This window comes from Arthrospira sp. PCC 9901, from assembly GCF_059013425.1.
The window spans coordinates 2,215,589-2,238,813 of sequence record NZ_CP102296.1; the positions used below are offsets into that span (position 1 = coordinate 2,215,589).

Sequence of the window (23,225 nt, forward strand, 5' to 3'; positions counted from 1 at the left end):
GCGAACCCAGTGGCATTCTCGGCACAGATACCGCCAAAAAACTGATAGAAACAAAAAGTGTGAATCGCCAGGGAAATATGAGGCTACAGAACTTCCTGGGTACAGATATCCGATATGATGTGAAGGCGATTAATGATGATGCAGGTTTGAGCCGTCAAATTCAAATCCGGCTGATTGATTTAGGGCTGCTAGACCCGCCAGCAGATGGGATATTCGGTCCGAAGTCAACCGCCGCGCTGCATCGTTTTCAGCAGTTAATGGAATGCGAAGAACCGGGATTTATTGGGTCTGAGACTGCCAAAAAATTAATTGAAGCTAAGGTTTCTGACCTCCCGGTAACTACTCCCATGTTAAAAGTCATCAGAGATACAGTTTTGAAGGTCAAACCGATCGCCTCTTCTCAACTGAACAACTCCGAGAAATTTTCCATTCCAGCCGGACGGGAATTTTCAGTTTTGGCTTATGATCCGATCCGGGCGCATTTAAGGATAGCTTTGCGTAATGAGTCCTTTGGCGGTTATTCTGTGTTGTATATTTGGGGTGGTCATGCGGAAGTTTACGAGGGAGGAACCCAAACCTACCCCAGACCCCTACCGAGAAGCCATCGTCTGAATGTCCCCTTCAAGTCACAATTAGATAATTTCTACAACCCCACAGGCGCTTGTAATGTCACTTCCCTAGCCATGTGTTTGGAATATTTTAATATTCCCCGCCGTGATACGAGATATCGTCAATTTGAGGATGAACTGTATCGCTATGCTATCAATAAGGGCTATAGTCGCCATAGTCCCTACGATTTAGCCCGCATTGTGCGAGACTATGGTGCTAGGGATTATTTTACCGAAAATGCGGTAATTGAGGATGTACAGGACTGGGTAGCTGCGGGTTATCCTGCCGTTATCCACGGATACTTTACCTCCTTTGGGCATATTATTGTCGTGGTAGGCTATGACCAAAATGGGTTTATCGTCCATGACCCTTATGGGGAGTGGTTCTCCAGTGGATATCGAACAGATCTAAGTGGTGCTTACTTACACTACTCCTATCAACTAATTCGGCGGGTGTGTATCCCTGATGGCAGTTTTTGGGTGCATTTTATCTCGAAGTAAAATTGTCTAAACTCTGCTATACCAACGTAGGAGGACTTGGGCGAGTCGTTTGGAGTTGTGGCGGACATAGCCAGTGTCGCTATCAACTTCAATGATATTGGTTAATACCATTTTTCGCCCTAATTCCTTGACGGCTTCCCGGTCAATAAAGACTGGGTGAGAGTCTTCTTGAGCATAGCGGATTAATGCTTGAGCCGGGGGGACTTTTCCTTGCACTAGGACGGCATCAAATAGTTGATGGCCACAAGCGTCATCGATCGCCCGAATGTGGTCGGCGACGCTGTAGTTATCAGTTTCTCCCGGTTGGGTCATGACATTACAAACATAGATGCGGGGGACTTGGCGTTGAGCGATCGCTTCCGTAATTTCTGGGACCAATAAATTGGGGATAACGCTAGTGTAGAGGCTACCCGGTCCGATAATAATCAGATCTGCTTCTTGAATGGCATTAATAGCTTTAGGAAGGGCTGGGGGGTTGGCAGGTGTGCAACCAATTTTAACAATTTTACCCTTAGCTTCTGTAATACTAGACTCTCCATGAATACGACGGCCATCTTCTAATTTAGCCCACAGGTGAACATCGCTGAGGGTAGCGGGTAGGACTTGACCGCGAATAGCCAAGACCTTAGAACTAGCTGCGATCGCCCTTTCCAGGTCTCCGGTCACCTCTCCCATAGCCGTGAGAAATAAATTACCAAAACTGTGACCTGTCAAACCATCCCCAGCCCGAAATCGGTATTGGAATAATTCGGTCAATAGCTTTTCCTCATCAGCTAAAGCCGCTAAACAGTTGCGAATATCTCCTGGGGGTAATACTCCAATTTCGCGACGCAAGCGCCCAGAGGAGCCACCATCGTCCGCTACGGTAACAATAGCCGTGATATTAGCGCTGTAATCTTTTAAACCCCGCAGCAGGGTTGATAGACCCGTGCCGCCGCCAATAACTACGATTTTCGGACCTCGGTTGAGGCGGCGCAATGCTAGGAGGCGATCGACCAATTCCTGATCACCTTCCGGGGTGAATACCTGGGTAATAGAGTTAAAGCTGCGACTCTGACCCCAAAAAACGAATAGTAAACCCGCCAAAATTAGCAACGGTCCAGAAACCGAGTTAGGGATAATTTGGGTAATCCATTCCAAAAATCCCCTGAGCAGTTGCAAAATATAAAAAATTGGGGTCATTCCTGTCCAGATAGCTAACCCCAAACTGGTCAGCAATACCCCTCCGGCGCTAATGAGTAACCACCGTTTGACTAGCAAACCGGGGGCTAACCATTTGAACCACTGTCCTATTCGTGAGGAGGAACGATAGCCTGAGCGACTCCAATTTAGTCGGAGTTTGAACAGGCGACGCAGTTTCAATCTAAGGGAAATAATCGACATTGATAATAGACCTCCAGAAAAATCTGTGGTGGTTAAATTTTGGCAAACCTAATTCGAGATGATAGCCTGTATATCGCCATTTATAGTTATGTATATGGTGCATAGGGAAGAGTCTATGGCAAATTGGGAATGGCAGTATATCTTGTATATAGCCATAGCTTGTGTATTACAGGCGGGTTGATTGATAACTATGTCCGGGAACCGAATCCAAATCTAATATGTCTGAGCCACTAATTGAACTGCGAGGAATTTCTAAAGCCTTTGGTTCCAATGTGATTTTAGATGGGGTAGATCTAAAAATCTATCCTGGTCAAGCGTTGGGAATTATCGGTCCTTCTGGGACGGGAAAATCAACGATTTTGCGGATTATAGCGGGGTTATTACCTCCTGATGCTGGAGAAGTATATGTCAAGGGACAACTGCGACGGGGTTGGGTGGATGATCTTAGTGATCCGATTGGTATTGGGATGGTGTTTCAGAATGCGGCTTTGTTTGACTCTCTTAATGTTGAACAAAATGTGGGATTTCGCTTGTATGAACACAGCAGACTTTCCCAGGCTACTATTCGTCAATTAGTTGAGGAAAGGCTAGAAATGGTGGGTCTGCCTAATATTTGCGATCGCTATCCAGCAGAATTATCTGGAGGAATGCGAAAACGGGTGAGTTTCGCCAGAGCCATTATGCCCAACCCAGAAACCCCAAGCGATAATCCCGAAGTTATACTGTATGACGAACCAACCGCCGGTTTAGATCCGATCGCTTCAACGGTGATTGAAGATTTGATTCGCAGCCTACAAAAGCGGGACGGGGGTGGCAGCACCTATGTGATGGTGACACACCAAGATAGTACAATCCGCAGAACCACAGACCAGGTAATTTTTTTGTATAAAGGTCAAATTCAATGGCAAGGGTCAATTGAGGAGGCTTACAAGTCCACCAATCCGGCGCTGAGACAGTTTTTTACGGGCAGTGTAAGCGGACCCATTCAGGTGGTCAATTAGCTGATGGGATCCTGAAATTTGTTAAGTTAGCCTAACATTATGAAGATGGGACAGACAGATGAGAGGATGAATTATGCGATCGCGAAGTGTCCGTGAAGGATCAGTCGGTTTGTTGATTATATTGGGAGTGGGGCTATTTGGGGCCACAGCTTTTTGGCTGCGGGGGATCAGTCTTGGTCAGCAGAGTTACCAAATTCGGGCAGAATTTCCTAGTGCTACTGGTCTTCAAATTGGCGTACCTGTACGATATCGGGGGGTAAGAGTCGGGCGGGTTACCAGAATTCAACCCCAGTCTAATGGGGTGGAGGTGTTGCTAAATATTGAATCTACCGATTTAGTAATGCCACGAAATTCCCAAGTTTTGGTCAATCAGACGGGTTTTCTGAATGAAACATATATTGATATTATCCCCAATATAGTCTTAACTCCTGAGCTGGTGGCTGCTAACCCCATTGCTGCTAACTGTCCCTCGTCAGATATTTTGTGCCATGAGAGTTCCGTTCAAGGTTTACCGGGTATTAGCCCCGATCGCCTCATGGAGACTATGCTTGATTTAGGGGAACTCTATGGCAACCCGGAATTATTTGCTAATCTAAATGCTGCGGTGGAAAATACCGCCCTCGCCGCCGCCGAAGCCACCCAACTGACCACCAAAATGGGGCAATTAGTTGATATAGCTAAATTGGAGTTGGGTAATTTCAGTGCATCGGTGGATCAAAACATGAACTTATTTTCCTCGGAAATGACTCAACTTTCCGAGCAGCTAGAGCGCTCCATGCAGGAAGTCAGCGGAGCAGCACTGCAGTCGGCTAATTCCTTAGACCAGGTTACTGGTGATATCAGTGCCTTAACTCAAGAGGTAAATGCCCTGGTTGCTACCAATCGCTCCACTTTGCTGATGACCTTAAATAATATTAATGAAACCAGCCAGGAATTGAGTGTAGCGATCGCTACACTAACCCCAGTTATAGCCCGATTTGAACAGGGGGAACTATTAACCAATCTGGAAACCTTATCAGCCAATGCCGTGATCGCCTCGGAGAACTTGCGAGATGTTTCTCAGAGTGTCAACAACCCGGATAATATAATCTTACTGCAACAAACCCTAGACTCGGCCCGTTCCACCCTGCAAAATATGCAGAAAGTGACCGCAGATATTGAAGATTTGACAGGAGATCCGAGATTGCGCGATAGTTTACGGAGGATCATCAACGGCTTGGGTAATATTCTCGCCTCCACCCAGGAGTTAGAACGCCAAACCGCTGTTGCCGAAACCCTAGCCCCCCTCAGTCAAGCGGCGGACGCGGGGGATGAAAAAACCATGAAACTGCTATTCTCAGAAATCGATTCAGATATATCCGATTTATGGGCTTTGGTCAGTTCACCAGACACCGCCGCTAATTCTCCCCGGTGGACTATTGACAGCACTTCCTCAGTAGAGATTTATGGGGAATAGTTAACTATGAGCTGGGTATGTTTGGGTTATGCTTATGCCAAGGGGTGGCTTGTTCATAAGCATGGGCGACTTCAAACAGACGACTTTCGCCGAGAACTTTGCCAATTAACTGCATTCCAATGGGGAGACCCTGACTGTCAAATCCACAGGGAACGCTGATCGCGGGTAAACCGGCTAAATTGACGGGAATTGTCATCAGGTCGGAAAGATACATACTCAGGGGGTCAGAGGTTTTTTCTCCGGCTTTAAAAGCGGTGGTGGGAGAGGTAGGACAAACTAGGACCTCTACTTGAGTAAAAGCGCGATCGAAATCTTGTTTAATCAGGGTGCGGACTTTTTGGGCTTTCAGATAATAGGCATCATAGTAACCAGCAGACAAAGTATAGGTTCCTACCATGATCCGACGTTTGACTTCCGCCCCAAAGCCTTCGGCGCGGGTTTTGGCGTACATCTCAATCAGGTTATCAGCATCAGGAGTGCGGAAACCATATTTAACCCCGTCATAGCGGGCGAGATTAGCGGAAGCCTCGCTGGGGGCGATAATATAGTAGGTGGGTAGACCATAGCGGAACCGAGGACAGGAGATGACCTGAATTTCTGCGCCTAGGCTTTGCAGGACATCGATCGCTTTAGTAACGGCTTGTTCTACTACGGGATCTAAGCCTTCCCCGAAGGTTTCTTTAATTACCCCAATTTTGATTTTGCTTCTGGGTTTGAGGGAGGGCTTTAAAAAATCGGTATAGTTGGGGATCTCTACGTTAAGACTGGTGGAGTCTTTGGGGTCGTAACCAGCGATCGCATTTAGCAAAATCGCCGCATCTTCGACGGTGCGACCAAAGGGGCCAATCTGATCCAACGAAGAAGCATAAGCTACCAACCCATAGCGGGATACTAGCCCATAGGTGGGTTTCATGCCTACAACTCCACAGAATGAGGCTGGTTGACGAATGGAACCCCCTGTATCCGAACCAAGGGCAACTACTGCCTGGTTGGCTGCTACGGCTGCTGCTGACCCGCCAGAGGACCCTCCGGGAACTCTGGTTATATCCCAAGGGTTAGCGGTGATTTGAAAGGCTGAGTTTTCGGTGGAACTTCCCATCGCAAACTCATCTAGGTTGGTTTTTCCGAGTATAACTGCTCCGGCTTCTATGAGTTTGGTGGTCACAGTGGACTCATAGGGAGGCACGAAGTTCGCGAGAATTTTCGAGCCACAGGTGGTGGTAATCCCTTCCGTACACATATTGTCTTTGACGGCTATGGGAATGCCTGCTAATAATCCGATTTCGTCTCCGGCTGCAATTTTAGCATCGACCTGTCGGGCTTGTTCTAAGGCTCGATCTGCGGTAATACACAGAAAACTTTTAAGTGTGGGTTCTAGTTTATTAATGCGATCGAGCGCTTCGGTGGTGATTTCCACAGCAGAGCGTTCTTTATTTACCAGTTGTTGGTGCAACTCGCAGATCGATGCCATGCGGTCTCCTCTGTTTTAGTTCCAATATTTGAGTTTAGCGAAAAATTGGTAACACTCTACTACCTGATCAGTGGCGATCGCTAAATTTTTGTTTGATCCGGAAATTTTGCCAAACTGACGATAGATCAAGCAGTGTTGTGGATGATGAGATGAGGAGGTATGCCACCAAAGGCTCATATTGAACCCCATTTATCGGTTGATGATCTCAAAAACCGTTACCGACAAGCTAGAGATACTACTGAGTCGCGTCGGTGGCATCTTCTTCATTTGGTTGGCAGCGGTTGGACGATCAAACAGGCGGCAGAGGTTGTGGGGTTAAATTACGACTACGCCAAAGAGATTATCCGACGTTATAACCACGAGGGCCCACCTTCGGTGAGAAACCGTAGTCGCGATCGCCAGCCCCCTGTGGCGCGATCGCTTTTGACTAAATCACAGCAAAAGGAACTCAAGCAGGCTTTGCAAGGTCCGGCTCCTGATGGGGGACCCTGGTCTGGCCCCAAGGTAGCCCAGTGGATTGCTGAACGCACTGGCCGCCAGCACGTTTGGCCCCAGCGGGGGTGGGACTATCTCAAACGATTAGGGGTCAATTGGAAGCAACGGAACAATTCTGGTTCGGAATTTTGATCTATTCAGTTATCTGGTTCTAAGGACAATGAAACCAAAATATCTCTTTAATTTAGCCACGGGAGGAGCGATGGCGATCGCTTCTTTCTTTGTTGGTAATGGCACAGCCGCTGAAGAAACCGAAATCACACAGTTTCCGCGCCATCGACATCAGCTATATCAGCCACATCAGCGATATAATACAGTAGTGGAACAAGAGTTTTTTTGTGGACGTAGTGATGATGATGTCCCTACTACTTTTGTCCGCAACTCGCGGGGGACTTTTCCCGTAATTCGTTGGGTTTCTTTGGTTTTTAATCAGGCTGGTTATGTGCCACAAACTCGCTGTCGCCAAGTTTCGGCTAAATTTCAGGAGTTCTATGAGCGCGGATTACTTAATTATGTGACTACAGGAACTGTTAATCGACAGCCAGTTATCTGTGTTTCTGATGCTAAGGATGGTCCCTGTTTGGGGGTTCTATTTACTCTCAAACCTAATCAAGATGCTCGCCGCACTATCCGACAGCTTTTTGCTCTACAAGCTAATGCTAATGCTGGTCCTTTGTCGGAAACTGATTCCCGTCTATATTTGGATTTCCAAGAATACCTAGATCAGCAAATTACTTTTAATTCTGATTAAATGCTGATCCTTCTGCCTCCTTAGTTGAGGGGTCCTGGGCGTGAGGAGGGGGCAGGAATAATTAATCATGGCAGTTTTTGATGAGGATTTATATGCTATTACTGCCTTTTTTAATTGCTAATTTTTCGGGAATTTGGCAGCATCATTTAGATTATTTTTTTCTACCTAATAAGTTACCCGCCATTACTTGCTCTACTAATCCGGTATGTGGCGAGGGTGAATGCCGACCTTGTAGCCCTCAAGAGTTGAAGGCGATCGCTGAATCAATTACAGTCAAAATTATTTCTGGGTCAGCTTGGGGGTCGGGAATTATCATTAAAAGAGAAGGTGATTTATATACGGTTTTGACTAATGATCATGTCATCAATACCGAGGAATCTCCCTATTTAATCCAAACTCCTGATGGTCAGATTTATCAAGGGTATTTACTCAAGAATTATTCCTTACAAGGACAAGATTTAGCCCTGATTCAGTTTCAGGGTAAACCTCAAAATTATGCGATCGCTTCTTTCCATCCTTCCGCTACTCTCTCACCCGGTGATAAAGTATTTGGGGCGGGTTTTCCATTTCCGATAGATGCCGATAATATTCAACCCATTAACTTTCACAATAATCATGGCAAACTGATAGACAAAAAACCATCATTAGATCATCTATTTAATCCCAAATCATCCCTCGCCAAATTCCCGGATAAAAAATACCCTCCCACCAGAAATAAAGGATTGAATTTAACCAGAGGGAGAGTCTCTTTAATTCCCGAAAAACCCTTTAAAAACGGTTATCAAATTGGCTATACTAATCCGATCCAAAAAGGCATGAGTGGCGGCCCCCTGTTAGACCGTTGGGGAAAGGTAGTCGGTATTAATGGAATGCACGCTTATCCCCTGTGGGGAGACCCCTATATTTATGATGATGGTGAACAGCCACCCCCAGATTTACGGGAACAAATGAGACATCTAGCTTTTGCCATTCCTAGCGATCGCTTTACTGAATTAGCGCCGGAATTTTCCCCAATTACCGATTTATATATTCCTGAAAGTAATGCCATATTATGGCAATTTAACTATCCTGATTTTCCGTGGTTTTTACTGCCAGAAATCACCCAATAACTGGAGAAAATTACCCACATATCTTGTGGTAGCGTCAGACTCCGTAAAGAGTAAGGGCAAGCCGATTAGGGATTTGCTATAATTACTAACGACACATATAAGACATATCCAACATCTGACAAATGCTCAAACACCTGCGATATCTATGCTTATTTATGTTGGGGTTAGGACTATCACTGCTGATAGGTTGTGTTCCTCCGTCAATCAGTTTCAGCCTTAATTCCGAACCGGATACAGTGGCGATCGCCACAGATAGCGTGAGTTTGTCTCCACCGCTGAAATGTGAATTAAATAAAGATTGTTTAGTGATTTTATACACCGATCGCGATCCGAGTCCCCAAGCCGTAGATTTTGGCTGTGGTCGTCAAACCTATGATGGTCATAAAGGAACAGATTTTGCCATTCCCGATGAAAGAATGATGGCCAAAGGAGTCCCCGTATTTGCATCAGCCTCTGGTCAGGTATTAAGAGTCCGTGATGGAGTCGAAGATCGGCGAATTAGACATCCTGCGGAAAGGTCAAGGGTAGAGGGTCAAGAATGCGGTAATGGGGTAGTTATTGACCACGGAAAAGGTTGGGAAACTCAATATTGTCACCTGCGGCGGGGTAGTGTGGCGGTTAAATCAGGCGATCGCGTCAATACTGACACAGTGTTAGGAATGGTGGGAACATCCGGTTTAACCTCCTTTCCCCATGTTCACATCACCGTTACCCACCAAGGACAGGTAGTTGATCCTTTTGTCGGTCCGACCTCCTCACCCGGTTGTCAGATTAGCTTAGATCCGATTTGGAATCAACCTTCTGGGTATAATCCCACAGGTCTAATTAGGGCGGGATTTTCCACAGACCCCCCCGACATGGACCAAATTTGGGATGGGAAGCATTCAGAAACCGTCTTGTCCGCACAAATTCCCGCCCTATTATTCTGGGTGCAAGCCTATGGTATTTTAGCGGGGGATGAGGTGAAATATCGGATGATTGACCCCAGAGGTAATGTGGTAGTTGACCATAATGACCGCATTCAATCTCCCAGTCTCACCTGGGTGGGCTATGTGGGACAAAGAAATTCTGGCGCTAGTCTACTTCCAGGAGTCTGGAAAGCTGAATACAGCCTTACCCGTGGCGATCGAGTTTTAATAAATGTGCAACGACAGGTTGAGTTAAATTTGACCTAACCAGAGTTAAACAGCCGATTAATGGGACAATGGTTATACTGTCGATCGCTGTCAGAGTCGCTCAAGACTCGATCAAGCATCGATTTTGCAGTAATGGAAATGTGTTTCAATGTTCAAACGAATTGCATCAATTATCCTAGTTGTTGTTAGTCTCACCCTGGGGGGATGTGTAGCCACCGGGGGAGGTCTAAAAAGTTTTGTGGACACAGCAGATGGCTATGAGTTTCTTTACCCTAACGGTTGGGTGGAGGTGAGGGTCTCTAATGGACCGGATGTGGTTTTTCACGATATGATCGACTCCACCGAAAATGTTAGTGTGGTGATTAGTTCTGTGACTAGGGGTGATAGTTTAGAGGAAATTGGCACTCCCACAGAGGTGGGATATACCCTCAGTAAAAATGCGATCGCCCCAGAAGGTTCGGGTCGGACAGCCGAGTTGGTGAATGCTGGGAAAAGAGAATCCACCAATAATACTTACTATTTACTGGAATATGCTGTGACTCTTCCTAATCAGCAAAAACGGCATGATTTCGCTAGTATTGCTATCAGTCGGGGTAAGTTGTTTACCTTGAATATATCCACCAGTGAACAGCGTTGGCAAAAAAGCAAAACTCTGTTAGAACAAGTGGTGCGATCGTTTACTGTTTATTAACGGAGATTCTGATATGGTGGACTCAGCTATCACTTTCGTCCTGGCTTCTGCTTCCCCAGCCAGACATAGACTATTAAAAACTGTGGGAATTGAGCCAGTAGTAATTAAGAGTGATTTTGATGAGTCTAGCATTCAGATTGATGATCCGACTGCATTGGTAGAACAACTCGCTAAAGCCAAAGCGGAAGCTGTGGGGAGACGGTTAAAAGACCATCCCCCTAGCTATTTGGCAAACGGCAAAAATGCGCTAATTTTGGGCTGTGATTCGGTGTTGGTAATGGGGGGTGAAATTTACGGGAAACCTGCTGATAAACTAGAAGCGATCGCCCGTTGGCAAAATCTTAGTGGTAATGTCGGACAGCTTTATACTGGTCATGCTTTACTGGATTTGAATAAACCCAAACTTTTGGTTTTATCTCGCATAACTCATGTGCATTTTGCGACTGTTGATCAGGAGGAAATCCGGTCTTATGTGGAGACCGGAGAACCTTTGAACTGTGCGGGATGTTTTGCGATTGAAGGGAAAGGGGGGGCTTTTGTTGATAGGTTAGATGGCTGTCATACTAATGTGATTGGTCTGAGTTTACCTCTGCTGCGGTCAATGCTGCGCGAGTTGGGGTATGGCATCACTAATTTTTGGAATTAACCTAATAAACAGGCGATGGGGAATAGTATATATTCCAGAAAAAACAGTTTCCATAAGAGTTGGTAAAAATTGGCGATCGCTTGTTTTTCCCCTAGGTCTACACTGGTGCTTTGCCACCACATAAAACTCAGTAATATCAGATTAGTCATCACTAAAAATACTGGGTTTAAACTTTCATAAACTAGGAAAGCCGCCGCCATCATCCCTAAATAACAGATGGTGATTACTCCCCTAGCTAGATTAAATACGGCTACGGTTCCGAGGCGGATGGTAAAGGTGGTAATATGATATTGGCGATCGCCTTCAATATCGGGGATATCCTTAAAAATGGCAATAGCAAACGTAAACACCAAAATAAATAGGGTTAACACCCAAACCGTCGGGGGTATTACCGGAATTTGCCATAATTGGGGGGTTGATAACTGCTGGCTAAAATGACAAAACAGCCCCAGGTTGACAATCACCCCCCGGACTGTAAATATACATAATGCCGCCCAAACGGGAAATCTTTTTAAGCGTATGGGAGGGAGGGAATAGGCGGTGCCGAGGACTAAACTAATCCCAACAGTAGCTGCCAAAAAAGGCCCCCCAACCACGGCTAAAATAACCGCCAATATCCCTGTAGTGGCTACGATAATTTGACCCTGGCGGCGAGAATATACCCCAGACGCTAAAGGTAAATCGGGTTTATTAATTACGTCTATTTCGATATCTTCTAATTGATTAAGACCGACAATATAGATATTCCCACACAGACAGGCTATCCAACTAATCAGCAGGATGATTAAATTGGTGGGGACAAAAAGGGGATTTTCCCATGTAGTAGGATTAAGTTGAGCACTAAATGCGATCGTAAACAACCCCAACACACTGAGACTGGTTCCGATAATGGTATGTGGTCGGGAAAACTTCCAGAAAGCATACAGCCAAGGCGCATTTTTCTGAACCGAGTTTCCAGTAACTTTTGGTAATGTAGTCGAGGAAGTCTGATTCATAATTGAGTTAAACTGATGGTCAATTAATCGTTAATATGCAATAGAGTTAATTGGTGAGATTTTCCATGGTATCCCACCCACAAAATCAGGTAATTGTGATAGTGTTTAGCAGCATCTTAATCACCTAGATGGATAGTATAGCATACCACCATAATTTTGAGGAGATTATTAATATTAATTAATTGGGCAGCGTGAACAGGCTGGGTTGAATAATAATTTCATCAATTCTATTTTGAGCCATTTTTTGATAGGTCTTGACCAGTTCGCAGCCAATAAACTTTCTGTCATGCTTAATAGCAACAACTCCGGTAGTACCTGAACCAGTAAATGGGTCTAAAACCAGATCTCCTTGACGAGTTGATGCCAGTAGACATATTTTAACTAAATCTTCTGGATAAACCGCAAAATGTGCATCCCTGAACTTACCGAGGGGTATTTCCCAAACAGTTCTCTTGTTTCTTCCTTTGGGGTGAAATGCTTGGTCCCATCGACCATCATGCAAATTCTGATTACCGGAGTTTTTGCCATTTTCTGGGGTGCTATTTCGTTTCCCAAAATGATTCCTACCGCCTCTCATTTTTGATTGTTCGGTAAATGTGATATGAGGTTCCCTAATGGCATCAGCATCATAATAATAATCAGTGTTTTTAGAAAACATGAAAATATATTCATGGTCAGTAGTTGGTCTATTTTTCACAGAGGATGGCATAGCATTTGGCTTTTTCCAAATAATATCACTGCGGAGAATCCAACCCCTATCTTTGAGAGCAAATGCCACCCGCCAAGGAACACCCTCAAGTTGTTTATTCCGATAAGTATCACCTAAATTCAGCCACAGCAAACCATTATTTTTTAGTTTGGGTTTTACCACTTCAAAGCAGGTGACCAGATTATTAATATAATCGGTTACATTTGCTTCTCTACCTATCTCGTTGGCACAGCCATCTTTTCCGGTGTAATTTCGATGCCCAAAATAGGGAGGGCTAGTAATTATGGCTTGGATAGAATTATCAGGAATAATTACAGATACAGTGCGGATATCCCCCAACAGAACTTTATTAATAATATGGATGAGATTATCCATTATCTAAAACACCTTGTATATACTTATTTAACTTAATTTGACTGGCTTCATCAAAACCACAAAAGAGGATTCAAATTAAAATGAAAAACCATGTCCATTTGATTGGTAATGGTTGTTATTTCTGATATTGACCAGTTATTGGCGATGATAACCACTATAATATAGCATGGACTTCCCGATGATTTTAAGTCCTGTACAGCACCCATAATATCCCGAGTAAATAAATGTGCATGACCTCCTTTTTCCATCGACTTATTAGGGGTGCTAACCTCTGCTGAGGTGCATCTCTAATCATCCAGGCAAAAAAGTAAAAGCAGGCTTTTGGGTGGGGGTAAACTCTGCCAATACCATCAAAGAGTAAAGGACGCTTTTCTTCCGGTTCTGCGTAGCAAGCATAAATAATAGATGCCATTTCATCTCGGGTGGCTGACATCATAATCTCGTTGAGTTCTTTATGAGAACCTGTTATCTTTTTGGCGTTTTTTTCTACCCATTGGTAGAAAGGCTTGGCTTGATCAGCAAGTTGGCAGAGTTCTACTAATCGGTAGTGTGTAATATCTACTTGGTGAACTATAATCTCCTTCATCTGATCAGTTTTAGATTCATTGTTTAAGCATTATTACCGAGTTAATGCTAGTAGTTAACTCTAGTCAAATGTCAAAAATTATCTCCAATTTTCCCAAGAACGGTTAAAAATGGAAGTGCGGGGAAATGCGATAGGATTACCATTTTCTTGGATGAACCATTGTAACTCATCTAGTAAAGGCGATCGCCTTGGTAAATCCGCCACTAATTGATAGGGAAAAACATCATTATCAAAAGCAAAAACCGCCGTCATTCCCGCCGCCGCACCCGAAGACCATTCAAAGGAATGCACCCGGTAAGCCGCCGCCGCAATATGGCTAGTAGCAATACTTTTACCCACCACTAATAAATTATCAATTTCCTGGGGAATCATAGCCCGGAGAGGAATTTGGAAGGGGTAAGCCTGTCCTTGTCCGAGACGTTCTCCCTCTCTTTCAGTATTTCCGGGAGTTTCGTGGGGGCTTAAAGTCATACATGGGTGAAAATCGATCGCATAATGTCCAATACCCACCGTATCAGGATAAATGGTAGATCTTCCTCTGCGGGAAGTCTGTTCAACGGTTTGATTTCTAGCGACTAAAGCTGGTAATTCCAACCCAGCCAAAGCCATCCATAACTCCCTAAATTCTGATTCCGAGAGATTTTCCCGGTAAAAATCCCCGGCAAAATCATTACGAGAAATATCAGTTTCCCAAATCATAAACCCTTGAGGTTGACCGAAGGAAGGGCGACCAATAATCCGTCGCGCCTCTCGCATATAGGGAAACTTAGAGAGTCCGTGGGCGGTTCCCATGGGCTGATCAAATCCTCTCAAAAATCGATGATTAGGGTACTTATTTTTCATACCATCGCCCAATTGAGAATCAGTAGTCCCCTTGACTAACCAATAAAAGAAACCTTTGGCATTTTCTTCGCCATATTGCAAGGACTGCACCCGTAGTCCGCCCATCCAATTTCCGGGTTCTAGCTGCCCGCTGGCGGCTAGTTGTCGGGGAGTTAGGATTAAATTGTCCTGAGAGGTTCCCGGACGGTAATCATTGCCCCAAGTCCAGTTTTGCATCGAGATATCCCCTGGATAAATAGTCCACCTGCGTGGGTCGGGGTGAAAAGGTCCTTCTGGGTTTTCGCTGTGAATGCGACGGTAAGTAAACACTAGGGTAAAATTAGCTAATCGCTGCAATTCATAGCTGTAGTAGGGCGCATAGCGTTCGTAAAATGGTGGTTTTTCGATGGGTTCTGGCTCGGCGAGGGCTTTCATGGCGAAGGTATAGGTGAAACCCTGGGTACAATAGGGGTCTCCGGTGACGCTGGAGGAGGTGGGTTCTAGGGGGTTGCGTGGGTCTATACCCAAGTTGTGGGGAATATTGGTCATTCCGATAATTTCCCCGGTTTCTGTGGCTTCTACCACGTACCAGTTAGCGGTTTGTTTATCTGTATTGGCGGGGAGAAATTCGATAATGGTTTTCGTGAGGCGGGGTGAGTCTTCCCAACTGTAAGCATCTTCAATAATTTGGGATAGGGGTTCGCTATTTAGGGGGGGTGTACCGGGGGCGGCTTGATGTTGAATGGCGATCGCACTGAGAATTTGTCTATCTGCTATTTCTACATATTTGGGAACAGTATTAGGAAACCATTTTAAAGTACCTTTGCCCTGTTTTGCCGCATCTTGTAGCATTGATAATAAAATGGCGTGACCGTCATAAGGTCGGAAACAAGACTCGCTTACCCAACAAGCACCAGGGTTCAAAATCCCATATTTTTCTTTGATGCGATCGCGCAATTCTAGGTATCCTCGCGGGAAAAATAATAGCGATCGTTGTGTGGCGCGTTCATCCAAAGCCGAGGTTCCCTGGGAGGAAATTTGACCCCCTACCCAGTCAGTAATATCCGTTAAGCAAACTGTCCGACCTGCTAATAATGCCTCATAGGCTGTGGCTGCGCCTGCTAGTCCGCCACCAAACACTAAAATATCACAAGTTTCTTGAGTATCTGTCGTCCTGGGTAAACTCGCCTCCGCTACTTGCTGACTGAACACCGAAGCCACTAGACCCAAGGCAATTTTTACATAAAACGCAGTTTTAATAATCTTCATAATATGTTACCATATAAAACCTGATCATTGCGCGTGAGTGCGTCAATTGGTAGGATACCTCAGACGGATAAATTGACAATTTAAACCATTATATATTCCCTTGACCAAAATTGGTAAGATGCGTCAGAGAGAGCCATGATAACTTTCACCTGAGATGTTCAGGTCTGACGCACTTATAGTTGGGGTTTAGGGTTGGTGGGGTAGCCAGTCGCCTATGCTATCTTTCATGGCAGCTACCACCAATTGAGAAATATAGGGTAAAATCTCCGGGTTTTTACTTTGGAATTTACCCTCGGTAAAAACTACTAATAAATAAGGTGGTAAATCGGGAATTTCTATATAAGCTGCATCATGTCTAACTTGAGAAGTCCAGCCCGCCTTTGACCATAACTTAGCATTCTCAGGTAGTCCCTCCCCTAAAAATTCCTTAACCTGATTTTCGGGGTCTTCTGCTAAGGCTGCTGGCTCAAGATTTCTGTGCATCAATTGCATCATTGTTTGAGAGGCTTCCGAAGATGCTGCTACACCTCCGACAATGCTATGTATTAGCCTGGCTGTGGCATTAGTTGTCAGCATATTACGGTTTTCCATCAGTTCCCCTAAAAAGGCTCTTTCCCTACCATAGGCACCATCACACCAGGTTTTTTGATTGACATTAATTGATTCAAGTTCCGGCCAATTCAGGGATTGAAAATAGCGATTAATGATATTTCGTTGATATTTCCAAGTCTCGAAGGGACCGGGTGATAATTCGGGACCGCTGGTGGTTCCAGTTAATACATCCACTACTAAACTGGTAGCATCATTGCTAGAATGTGCAATCATATCTTTAATGGCACGTTCTAACTCGGGAGAGATTTGCAACATACCCTTTTCCACCCACTCGTAAACAGCCACCAAGTAGAATAGTTTAACTACACTGGCTGGATAAATGCGTTCAATTCCCCGATATGCAAACCCCCTAACAGGATATTTCCAAAATTCTTCGGGAGTAAGTGCGCCTCCGGTATTCACAGAAACTGGCGGGTCATAAATTACCCAGGTCATGGCTATTTGATTGGCGCTTAGTCCTGGAAATTTACTCCGGGTTGCCTCTATAATGCTTGTGCCAAGAGTTTGTATCTTTGGGTCTGGATGGAAAAATGCCATAACAGGAAATTAGTTTTCAATATTGGTGACAAATATGGTCGTTGATGGATTATCGGATATTTTGGGGAAGGTGGCGACAGTTGTTGGCACTGATGCTACAGTGTCACTAAAGCTACTCCCAGTTGAGTATAAATGCAAAGGTGATCTGAATATTTATGATTCTCCTGAGTGTAGCACTCTGGCAACTCAGGCGGCGACTGGACGACACCTGCGCCTGTTTGAGGTTAACACGGCTGAGAATATTTCAGCTATACCTGTGCAATTGTGGGAGGATGATTACCCGGGTTGGTTGGCTGCGGGGGATGTTGAACATTTGCTAAAGCCTCCATCACCATTACCCCGTACAATTATATCATCCGAAACGATTAATCAGGCAATAAATAAGGCGATCGCATTTTGTCACCAAGCTGCACAAATTGGTAATACTTACCTATGGGGAGGGACACTAGGGCCGAATTATGATTGTTCCGGTTTGATACAAGCTGCTTTTTCTCAACAGGGTATTTGGCTACCGCGAGACGCTTATCAACAACAGGGGTTTGTTCAACCTATACCACCAGTTATCTGGGAAATGCAGCCAGGGGATTTGGTTTTTTTTGGTACAACATCTAAAACTACTCATGTCGGTCTTTATTTGGGTGATGGTCAATATATACATAGTTCCGGCCCGGAACATGGTAACAATGGTATTGGTTATGATTATTTGTGGCACGCAAATAATCCGGTTAGTCAATATTATGCGGAACATTTTATCGGCGCTGGTCGGGTAGTATCTAGCTATCCTTTTGATGCTTTTGGTAGGTTTAATCGACAGAGGGTTAAGTTGTGAAATCCTATATATCTCGCGGTAAACCTTTGTTACGCTGGTTGGTTTTGGGCATTACTTTGTTTTTCCTGGCTACGGCTATTAAAAACCACTGGCGAGAGGTGGCATCACTGCAAATTACTGGCAAAAGTTGGGGATATTTAGCCATGGCTTTGGCGGTCACTTTTCTGGCTCATTTATGGTCTGCCTGGGTCTGGTTATTGATTTTAAGGGAGTTTCAATCTGTGGGCGATGCGGGGATTAATTATCGCCGGGGACTACAGATTTATTTGAAAACTAATATTGCTAAGTATATTCCTGGTAATATTTGGCATTTTTATGGGCGTATTATAGCTGTTCAAAATGCGGGTATAGCTTTAGGTATAGCAACTTTAAGTGTTTTACTAGAGCCGTTATTGATGGCGGCAGCGGCTTTATTGATAGCTTTGATAACTATCAACACTGCTCATTTATGGTTGCAAATTTTATGTCTAATTGTGGTTTTAGGTGCTGTTCATCCGGGGATTTTAAATCCGGTTTTGGGGTGGTTAGGAAGAGTTAAATTAAGGTCGAATAATTTGGCGAATACAGAGGAAAAAACATCTACACCTATACAACTACAACGCTATCCGATTAAGCCTTTTTTAGGAGAGTTGGGATTTGTGGGTTTACGGGGCATTGGGTTTATGCTAACTCTGGTGGCTATGGGTTATTTTAATTGGCTGGAAGTGCCTAGGGTTTTTGGTGCTTTTAGTTTAGCCTGGTTATTAGGGTTGGTGGTTCCGGGGGCTCCGGGAGGTTTGGGAGTGTTTGAAGCTACGGCTTTGGGATTATTAGAAAGTTCGATCGCACCCGGTATTTTATTGGGGACGATCGCCTTTTATCGGGTAGTTAGTATTATGGCAGAAACGGCGGCGGCGGCTTGGGCTGCTGGAGATGAAAAAGGTATAAAATCGGCATAAAATTAAGGTAAATTGATAGTGATCCTGGGCGTTAAATCTCTATACACCCCCAAGTCACGCCTAAATATTATATGATAGCATCAGTTTAACTCAGGTTTGTTGCTAGATTACCTGGGAAGCCACCCCCAGTGAAATTTTATGGATATCAGCTATGCAACCAGAAGTCAAATCAGCCATAATTCGAGATCCTTTGGTAGTATCAGGTGATTTAACTGTCATGGAAGCGATCGCCTGTATGAGTGGTGTCCGCCTTCAGTGCCAGATGACTGATAATATATCAATATCCGAGTCAGAACCAGACCTATACAGCCACTTAACTTGTGTAATAGTGTTGCAAGACCTAATGGTGGTTGGCATCCTGACACAGCGCGATATTGTGGGTCTAGCCGCCCAACAGCAAAATCTGGAAGAGTTGCTAATTCAGGAAGTAATGACTCCCTCTGTAATTACTGTACGGGAATCAGAACTTACTGACTCACTGACTACAATTAACTTACTACAAAAGCACCGCATTCGACATTTACCTATAGTTGATGATAGCGATCGCTTAGTGGGACTGGTGACCCATGAGAGTCTGCGAAAATTGATGCACCCCATTGACTTATTACGGTTGCGGTTAGTATCGGAAGTGATGACCCGCAATGTTGTATCTGCTAACTGTGATCAGACCATGTTAGAAATAGCCCGGTTGATGTCGGAAAGACGGGTTAGTTGTGTGGTAGTTGTGGAAACTCAGGGTCATGGTGATTATGCTATGCAAATTCCCGTAGGAATTTTGACGGAGAGAGATTTATTACAATTTCAATACTTGGATTTAAACTGGGAAAATATCCGGGCTGAAAATATGATGAGTTCCCCGTTATTTACGATTACACCAAAGGCGAATTTATGGCAAGTTCAGCAACTAATGGAACAGCGCCGAATCGGTCGGGTGATAGTAGCAGGAGGAGGGGGTGAACTATTAGGAATTGTCACCCAAACCAGTTTGCTGCAATGTTTTAATCCGTTGGAACTCTACAAATTAGCGGAGCTGCTAGAGGAAAAGGTATCGCGGCTAGAATCGGAAAAATTCCAACTGCTAGAAAATCGCGCTGCTGAATTAGAAAAACAAGTTAAACAGCGGACTAATGAATTAGTGAAGCGGGCTGAAGGGGAAAAATTAATATCAGAATTAGCCACAAAAATTCGCTCATCCCTAGATTTACAGACGATTTTGGATACGACTGTTGACCAAGTGCGACAGGTGCTAAAATGCGATCGCGTTAATATTTGGCAGTTTGGCGATAATTGGGAAACGGTAGTTGTCGCAGAGTCTACTAATTCGCCTTTTTCTTTGATGGGAGAACGCATCGCAGATACCTGTTTTCTGCAAAACCAAGCGGAGATTTATCGCCTGGGAAAGACTAGGGTAGTTTCGGATATTTATAGCACAGAAATGACGGACTGCCATAGAGAGATGCTGATCCGCCTTCATACCCGCGCTAAAATTTTACTACCTCTGCTGTGTGGTGATCAACTTTGGGGTCTGCTTAATGTTACTGAAAGTGAACATCCACGCCAATGGAAAACAGAAGAAGTGGAACTACTACAAGCGTTAGCTGTACAATTGGCGATCGCCCTTAAACAAGCTACCATCCATCAACAATTACAGGTAGAATTACAGCAAAAAAACCGGGTAGCAGCAGAATTAACAGCTACGGAAAATCAACTGCGGAAAGCTCAAAAAATTGCCGGACTTGGTACTTGGCATCTCAATCATAAAACCCAGACATTATCATGGTCTGAGGAGGTGTTTGCTTTCTTTGAAATTGAACCGGAAAACTTTAGCTATACCCACGAGCAATTTATCAGCCTTGTACATCCTGAAGATCGCGATTTAGTCAATGATATGTATAACCAACATCTATGCGATCGCCAGTCTTACAGTGTGAGTTACCGGATTTTACTAAATGATGGTAGGATTAAGTATGCACAAGAATATTGCCAGACTATTTATGATGATAATAATCAGCCCATTATATCTGATGGAACTATCCAAGACATCACCCTACAAAAAGAATTAGAACAGGAACATATCCGCGCCGAAGCTATGCGACAACAGGCTGAATCTATTAGCCGGGAAGTGAAACTATTAGATAATATTTTAGATATCATCCTAGCGGGATATTGGGATTGGGATATTCCTGGTAATAAAGAATACATGAGTCCCGGCTTTAAGCGTATGTTTGGCTATGAGGATCACGAACTCCCTAACGTCCCCGAAAGTTGGCAAAAACTGATTTTTCCCGAAGATTTACCGGGAGTATTCGATATTTTTGAAAAACATATAAAAAGTCGTGGTAAAATCCCCTACTACAACGAACTTCGATATCGCCACAAGAATGGTTCCACGGTTTGGGTGGTGTGTTCTGGAAAGGTGATTGAGTGGGACGACGATGGTAATCCGAAGAGGATGGTAGGCTGTCATATTGATATTACCGATCGCAAAAACTCCGAAATTGCACTTGCAGAAAGCGAGGCGCGTTATCGCAGCATTATTGAAACTACCCTAGAGGGGGTGTGGATAATTGATGGGGACGCTAAAACTACCTTTGTGAATCAGCGAATGGCAGATATGCTGGGTTATACTCCATCGGAGATGCTAGGTATGGGGTTAATGGACTTCTTGAACTCTGAAGACCAACTTGAAGCGGTAAACTACCTGGAAAGGAGAAAGCAAGGTATTCAGGAACAGCATACCTGTCAATTTCAACGCCGAGATGGGACGGCTTTGTGGGCGATCGTTTCCACTACGCCTATGTTAGATGACCAGGGTAACTTTGTGGGGGCTATTGGCTTATTAACTGATATTAATCAACTGGTGAGTATTCAACAAGCCTTAAAAACTTCGGAAATGCAGCTTAGTGGGATTCTGAATAGTTCCTTAGATGGGATTATGGCGTTTCGTTCGGTTCGTGATGAACAGGGTAAGATTATTGATTTTGAATGGTTATTGGTCAATCCTAGCGCTGCTAAAATAGTCGGTAAATCAGCAGATAAATTAATTGGGAAAAGGTTACTGGAGGAATTGCCAGGGTATCAAGAAAATGGCTTATTTGGACACTATGTGGAAGTGGTAGAATCGGGAAAATCTGTGAAAAAACAGTTTTATTATAACCAGGATGGCATTGACTTTTGGTTTGAAAATATTTCGGTCAAATTAGGGGATGGTTTCGCGGTGACTTTCCGTGATATCACCGGAATTAAACAATCGGAAAAAGCCCTAAGTCTAGCAAACGAACAATTGAATAATCGGATCAATGAACTAGATCAACGCCATGCAGAAATGTTGCTTTTGAGTGAAATGAGCGACTTTATGCAGGCGGCTTTGACTGTACAAGAAGCCTGTGAAGCGATTAGCTATTTGCTAGAACCCCTTTTCCCGGAATGTGGTGGCGGAATTTTTTTGATGGCGGCTTCCCGGGACTCGCTGGAAATGATTTCTTCTTGGGGACAAGAAGAATCCACATCAGCATCTAATTTTGTGCCGAAAGATTGTTGGGCTTTGCGCCGGGGAAGAGTACATTTATGTAATCATGAAAAAGGGGGTATTTCTTGCCGACATATTCAGGTAAGTTCTACCCTATCTTGCACATTGTGTGTTCCGATGATGGCTCAGGGAGAGACTTTGGGTTTGTTTTATCTAAGTACAGATTCGGCGATCGCTTTATCTAATGCCAAACAGCAGCTTGCGAATACGGTAGCTGAACAGATAGGGATGGCGATCGCCAATTTAAACCTCCGGGAAACTCTGGAACATCAGAGCATCCGTGACCCTCTCACGGGACTTTTTAATCGTCGCTATTTAGAGGAATATTTGAGTCAGGAAATAGCCCGCGCCCAACGGAAAAAGCACTCCATTGGGGTCATCATGATGGATGTAGACCATTTTAAGCATTTTAATGATACATTCGGTCATGATGCGGGGGATTATGTATTACAAAAAGTGGGAGAACTGCTGAAACAGAAGGTGCGAGAATCTGATATTGCTTGTCGGTATGGGGGTGAAGAAATGACTCTAATTTTGCCGGAGTCTTCCCTAGAAAATACTGCCATGAGGGCTGAAGAAATTAGAGAGGCGATCGCCTCCCTTGCAGTAGCCAGTGGTGGTCAACATTTAGGCAGTATCACCGCCTCCTTCGGTGTGGCAGCCTTTCCCAAGCATGGTAGTATAGGTCTAGACCTAATCCAGGCTGCCGATGTGGCTCTGTACCGCGCCAAAACTGAGGGACGCAACCGGGTTGTGATTATTCCTTGACATCCGCC

At 44.5% G+C, this 23,225-nt stretch carries 19 protein-coding genes; 12 read left to right on the forward strand and 7 right to left on the reverse strand.

The window, feature by feature from the left end:
- Positions 1 to 77 precede the first annotated feature (77 nt).
- A complete protein-coding gene (locus tag NLZ44_RS09690; RefSeq protein ID WP_493752978.1) occupies positions 78 to 1,109 on the forward strand; it encodes a C39 family peptidase in 1,032 nt (343 codons plus the stop codon).
- A 6-nt stretch (positions 1,110 to 1,115) separates the two neighbouring features.
- Here NLZ44_RS09690 and NLZ44_RS09695 read toward each other — a convergent pair whose 3' ends face one another.
- Positions 1,116 to 2,492: a gluconeogenesis factor YvcK family protein gene (locus tag NLZ44_RS09695; protein WP_493752626.1), complete on the reverse strand. Its 1,377-nt coding sequence runs from the start codon at positions 2,490 to 2,492 to the stop codon at positions 1,116 to 1,118.
- A gap of 218 nt (positions 2,493 to 2,710) precedes the next feature.
- On the opposite strand from NLZ44_RS09695, the gene NLZ44_RS09700 reads away from it, so the two are divergent.
- Complete coding sequence (locus NLZ44_RS09700) at positions 2,711 to 3,493, forward strand: ABC transporter ATP-binding protein (RefSeq protein WP_493752627.1); 783 nt, start codon at positions 2,711 to 2,713, stop codon at positions 3,491 to 3,493.
- 73 nt (positions 3,494 to 3,566) lie between these two features.
- Entirely contained in the window at positions 3,567 to 4,949 is a 1,383-nt protein-coding gene (locus NLZ44_RS09705; RefSeq protein ID WP_493752628.1) for an MlaD family protein, read from the forward strand.
- Positions 4,950 to 4,953: 4 nt separating this feature from the next.
- Here NLZ44_RS09705 and gatA read toward each other — a convergent pair whose 3' ends face one another.
- On the reverse strand, positions 4,954 to 6,420 hold the full coding sequence (gatA, locus tag NLZ44_RS09710; protein WP_493752629.1) for an Asp-tRNA(Asn)/Glu-tRNA(Gln) amidotransferase subunit GatA: 1,467 nt from the start codon (positions 6,418 to 6,420) through the stop codon (positions 4,954 to 4,956).
- Positions 6,421 to 6,579: 159 nt separating this feature from the next.
- Here gatA and NLZ44_RS09715 point away from each other — a divergent pair, with 159 nt between their 5' ends.
- From NLZ44_RS09715 to NLZ44_RS09740, 6 genes are all read left to right on the forward strand, one after another.
- Positions 6,580 to 7,047, forward strand: a complete 468-nt coding sequence (locus NLZ44_RS09715; RefSeq protein WP_008057148.1) for a helix-turn-helix domain-containing protein — start codon at positions 6,580 to 6,582, stop codon at positions 7,045 to 7,047.
- 28 nt (positions 7,048 to 7,075) lie between these two features.
- Positions 7,076 to 7,666 carry a COP23 domain-containing protein gene (locus NLZ44_RS09720; protein ID WP_008057147.1) on the forward strand — a complete coding sequence of 197 codons (591 nt, stop codon included), beginning with the start codon at positions 7,076 to 7,078 and terminating at the stop codon, positions 7,664 to 7,666.
- Between the two features lie 92 nt (positions 7,667 to 7,758).
- On the forward strand, positions 7,759 to 8,775 hold the full coding sequence (locus NLZ44_RS09725; RefSeq protein ID WP_493752630.1) for a S1 family peptidase: 1,017 nt from the start codon (positions 7,759 to 7,761) through the stop codon (positions 8,773 to 8,775).
- 122 nt (positions 8,776 to 8,897) lie between these two features.
- Complete coding sequence (locus NLZ44_RS09730) at positions 8,898 to 9,950, forward strand: M23 family metallopeptidase (protein WP_008057145.1); 1,053 nt, start codon at positions 8,898 to 8,900, stop codon at positions 9,948 to 9,950.
- Between the two features lie 109 nt (positions 9,951 to 10,059).
- Positions 10,060 to 10,602, forward strand: coding sequence for a photosystem II reaction center PsbP (gene psbP, locus NLZ44_RS09735; RefSeq protein WP_006621477.1), 543 nt, complete (start codon positions 10,060 to 10,062; stop codon positions 10,600 to 10,602).
- Between the two features lie 13 nt (positions 10,603 to 10,615).
- Positions 10,616 to 11,248: a Maf family protein gene (locus NLZ44_RS09740; RefSeq protein WP_111892243.1), complete on the forward strand. Its 633-nt coding sequence runs from the start codon at positions 10,616 to 10,618 to the stop codon at positions 11,246 to 11,248.
- Here NLZ44_RS09740 and NLZ44_RS09745 read toward each other — a convergent pair.
- The 5 genes from NLZ44_RS09745 to NLZ44_RS09765 all read right to left on the reverse strand — a co-directional run bounded on the left by NLZ44_RS09745 (position 11,245) and on the right by NLZ44_RS09765 (position 17,153).
- Positions 11,245 to 12,243: a homogentisate phytyltransferase gene (locus tag NLZ44_RS09745; RefSeq protein ID WP_493752631.1), complete on the reverse strand. Its 999-nt coding sequence runs from the start codon at positions 12,241 to 12,243 to the stop codon at positions 11,245 to 11,247. The two genes, NLZ44_RS09740 and NLZ44_RS09745, sit on opposite strands and share 4 nt — an antisense overlap.
- 178 nt (positions 12,244 to 12,421) lie before the next feature.
- Positions 12,422 to 13,327 carry a DNA-methyltransferase gene (locus NLZ44_RS09750; protein WP_006621474.1) on the reverse strand — a complete coding sequence of 302 codons (906 nt, stop codon included), beginning with the start codon at positions 13,325 to 13,327 and terminating at the stop codon, positions 12,422 to 12,424.
- Between the two features lie 184 nt (positions 13,328 to 13,511).
- The gene (locus tag NLZ44_RS09755; RefSeq protein WP_006621473.1) at positions 13,512 to 13,913 is read right to left on the reverse strand and encodes a hypothetical protein; all 402 of its coding nucleotides are present in this window, start codon (positions 13,911 to 13,913) and stop codon (positions 13,512 to 13,514) included.
- Positions 13,914 to 13,991: 78 nt separating this feature from the next.
- Positions 13,992 to 16,004 carry an FAD-dependent oxidoreductase gene (locus tag NLZ44_RS09760; RefSeq protein WP_493752632.1) on the reverse strand — a complete coding sequence of 671 codons (2,013 nt, stop codon included), beginning with the start codon at positions 16,002 to 16,004 and terminating at the stop codon, positions 13,992 to 13,994.
- A 186-nt stretch (positions 16,005 to 16,190) separates the two neighbouring features.
- A complete protein-coding gene (locus tag NLZ44_RS09765; protein WP_493752633.1) occupies positions 16,191 to 17,153 on the reverse strand; it encodes a serine hydrolase in 963 nt (320 codons plus the stop codon).
- 34 nt (positions 17,154 to 17,187) lie between these two features.
- Here NLZ44_RS09765 and NLZ44_RS09770 point away from each other — a divergent pair, with 34 nt between their 5' ends.
- The 3 genes from NLZ44_RS09770 to NLZ44_RS09780 all read left to right on the forward strand — a co-directional run bounded on the left by NLZ44_RS09770 (position 17,188) and on the right by NLZ44_RS09780 (position 23,217).
- The gene (locus NLZ44_RS09770) at positions 17,188 to 17,982 is read left to right on the forward strand and encodes a C40 family peptidase (protein ID WP_111892018.1); all 795 of its coding nucleotides are present in this window, start codon (positions 17,188 to 17,190) and stop codon (positions 17,980 to 17,982) included.
- The gene (locus NLZ44_RS09775; RefSeq protein WP_493752634.1) at positions 17,979 to 18,920 is read left to right on the forward strand and encodes a UPF0104 family protein; all 942 of its coding nucleotides are present in this window, start codon (positions 17,979 to 17,981) and stop codon (positions 18,918 to 18,920) included. Before NLZ44_RS09770 ends, NLZ44_RS09775 begins: the two co-directional genes overlap by 4 nt.
- 151 nt (positions 18,921 to 19,071) lie before the next feature.
- Complete coding sequence (locus NLZ44_RS09780) at positions 19,072 to 23,217, forward strand: diguanylate cyclase (RefSeq protein WP_493752635.1); 4,146 nt, start codon at positions 19,072 to 19,074, stop codon at positions 23,215 to 23,217.
- The last annotated feature ends 8 nt before the right edge of the window (positions 23,218 to 23,225 follow it).

Coding starts and splice junctions, on each gene's coding strand:
- gatA (WP_493752629.1), bottom strand. CDS start 6,420: ATGGCATCGATCTGCGAGTTGCACCAACAACTGGTAAATAAAGAACGC.
- NLZ44_RS09730 (WP_008057145.1), top strand. CDS start 8,898: ATGCTCAAACACCTGCGATATCTATGCTTATTTATGTTGGGGTTAGGA.
- NLZ44_RS09745 (WP_493752631.1), bottom strand. CDS start 12,243: ATGAATCAGACTTCCTCGACTACATTACCAAAAGTTACTGGAAACTCG.
- NLZ44_RS09695 (WP_493752626.1), bottom strand. CDS start 2,492: ATGTCGATTATTTCCCTTAGATTGAAACTGCGTCGCCTGTTCAAACTC.
- NLZ44_RS09700 (WP_493752627.1), top strand. CDS start 2,711: ATGTCTGAGCCACTAATTGAACTGCGAGGAATTTCTAAAGCCTTTGGT.
- NLZ44_RS09750 (WP_006621474.1), bottom strand. CDS start 13,327: ATGGATAATCTCATCCATATTATTAATAAAGTTCTGTTGGGGGATATC.
- NLZ44_RS09770 (WP_111892018.1), top strand. CDS start 17,188: ATGGTCGTTGATGGATTATCGGATATTTTGGGGAAGGTGGCGACAGTT.
- NLZ44_RS09740 (WP_111892243.1), top strand. CDS start 10,616: ATGGTGGACTCAGCTATCACTTTCGTCCTGGCTTCTGCTTCCCCAGCC.
- NLZ44_RS09760 (WP_493752632.1), bottom strand. CDS start 16,004: ATGAAGATTATTAAAACTGCGTTTTATGTAAAAATTGCCTTGGGTCTA.
- NLZ44_RS09690 (WP_493752978.1), top strand. CDS start 78: ATGAGGCTACAGAACTTCCTGGGTACAGATATCCGATATGATGTGAAG.
- NLZ44_RS09765 (WP_493752633.1), bottom strand. CDS start 17,153: ATGGCATTTTTCCATCCAGACCCAAAGATACAAACTCTTGGCACAAGC.
- NLZ44_RS09715 (WP_008057148.1), top strand. CDS start 6,580: ATGCCACCAAAGGCTCATATTGAACCCCATTTATCGGTTGATGATCTC.
- NLZ44_RS09725 (WP_493752630.1), top strand. CDS start 7,759: ATGCTATTACTGCCTTTTTTAATTGCTAATTTTTCGGGAATTTGGCAG.
- NLZ44_RS09780 (WP_493752635.1), top strand. CDS start 19,072: ATGCAACCAGAAGTCAAATCAGCCATAATTCGAGATCCTTTGGTAGTA.
- NLZ44_RS09705 (WP_493752628.1), top strand. CDS start 3,567: ATGCGATCGCGAAGTGTCCGTGAAGGATCAGTCGGTTTGTTGATTATA.
- psbP (WP_006621477.1), top strand. CDS start 10,060: ATGTTCAAACGAATTGCATCAATTATCCTAGTTGTTGTTAGTCTCACC.
- NLZ44_RS09720 (WP_008057147.1), top strand. CDS start 7,076: ATGAAACCAAAATATCTCTTTAATTTAGCCACGGGAGGAGCGATGGCG.
- NLZ44_RS09755 (WP_006621473.1), bottom strand. CDS start 13,913: ATGAAGGAGATTATAGTTCACCAAGTAGATATTACACACTACCGATTA.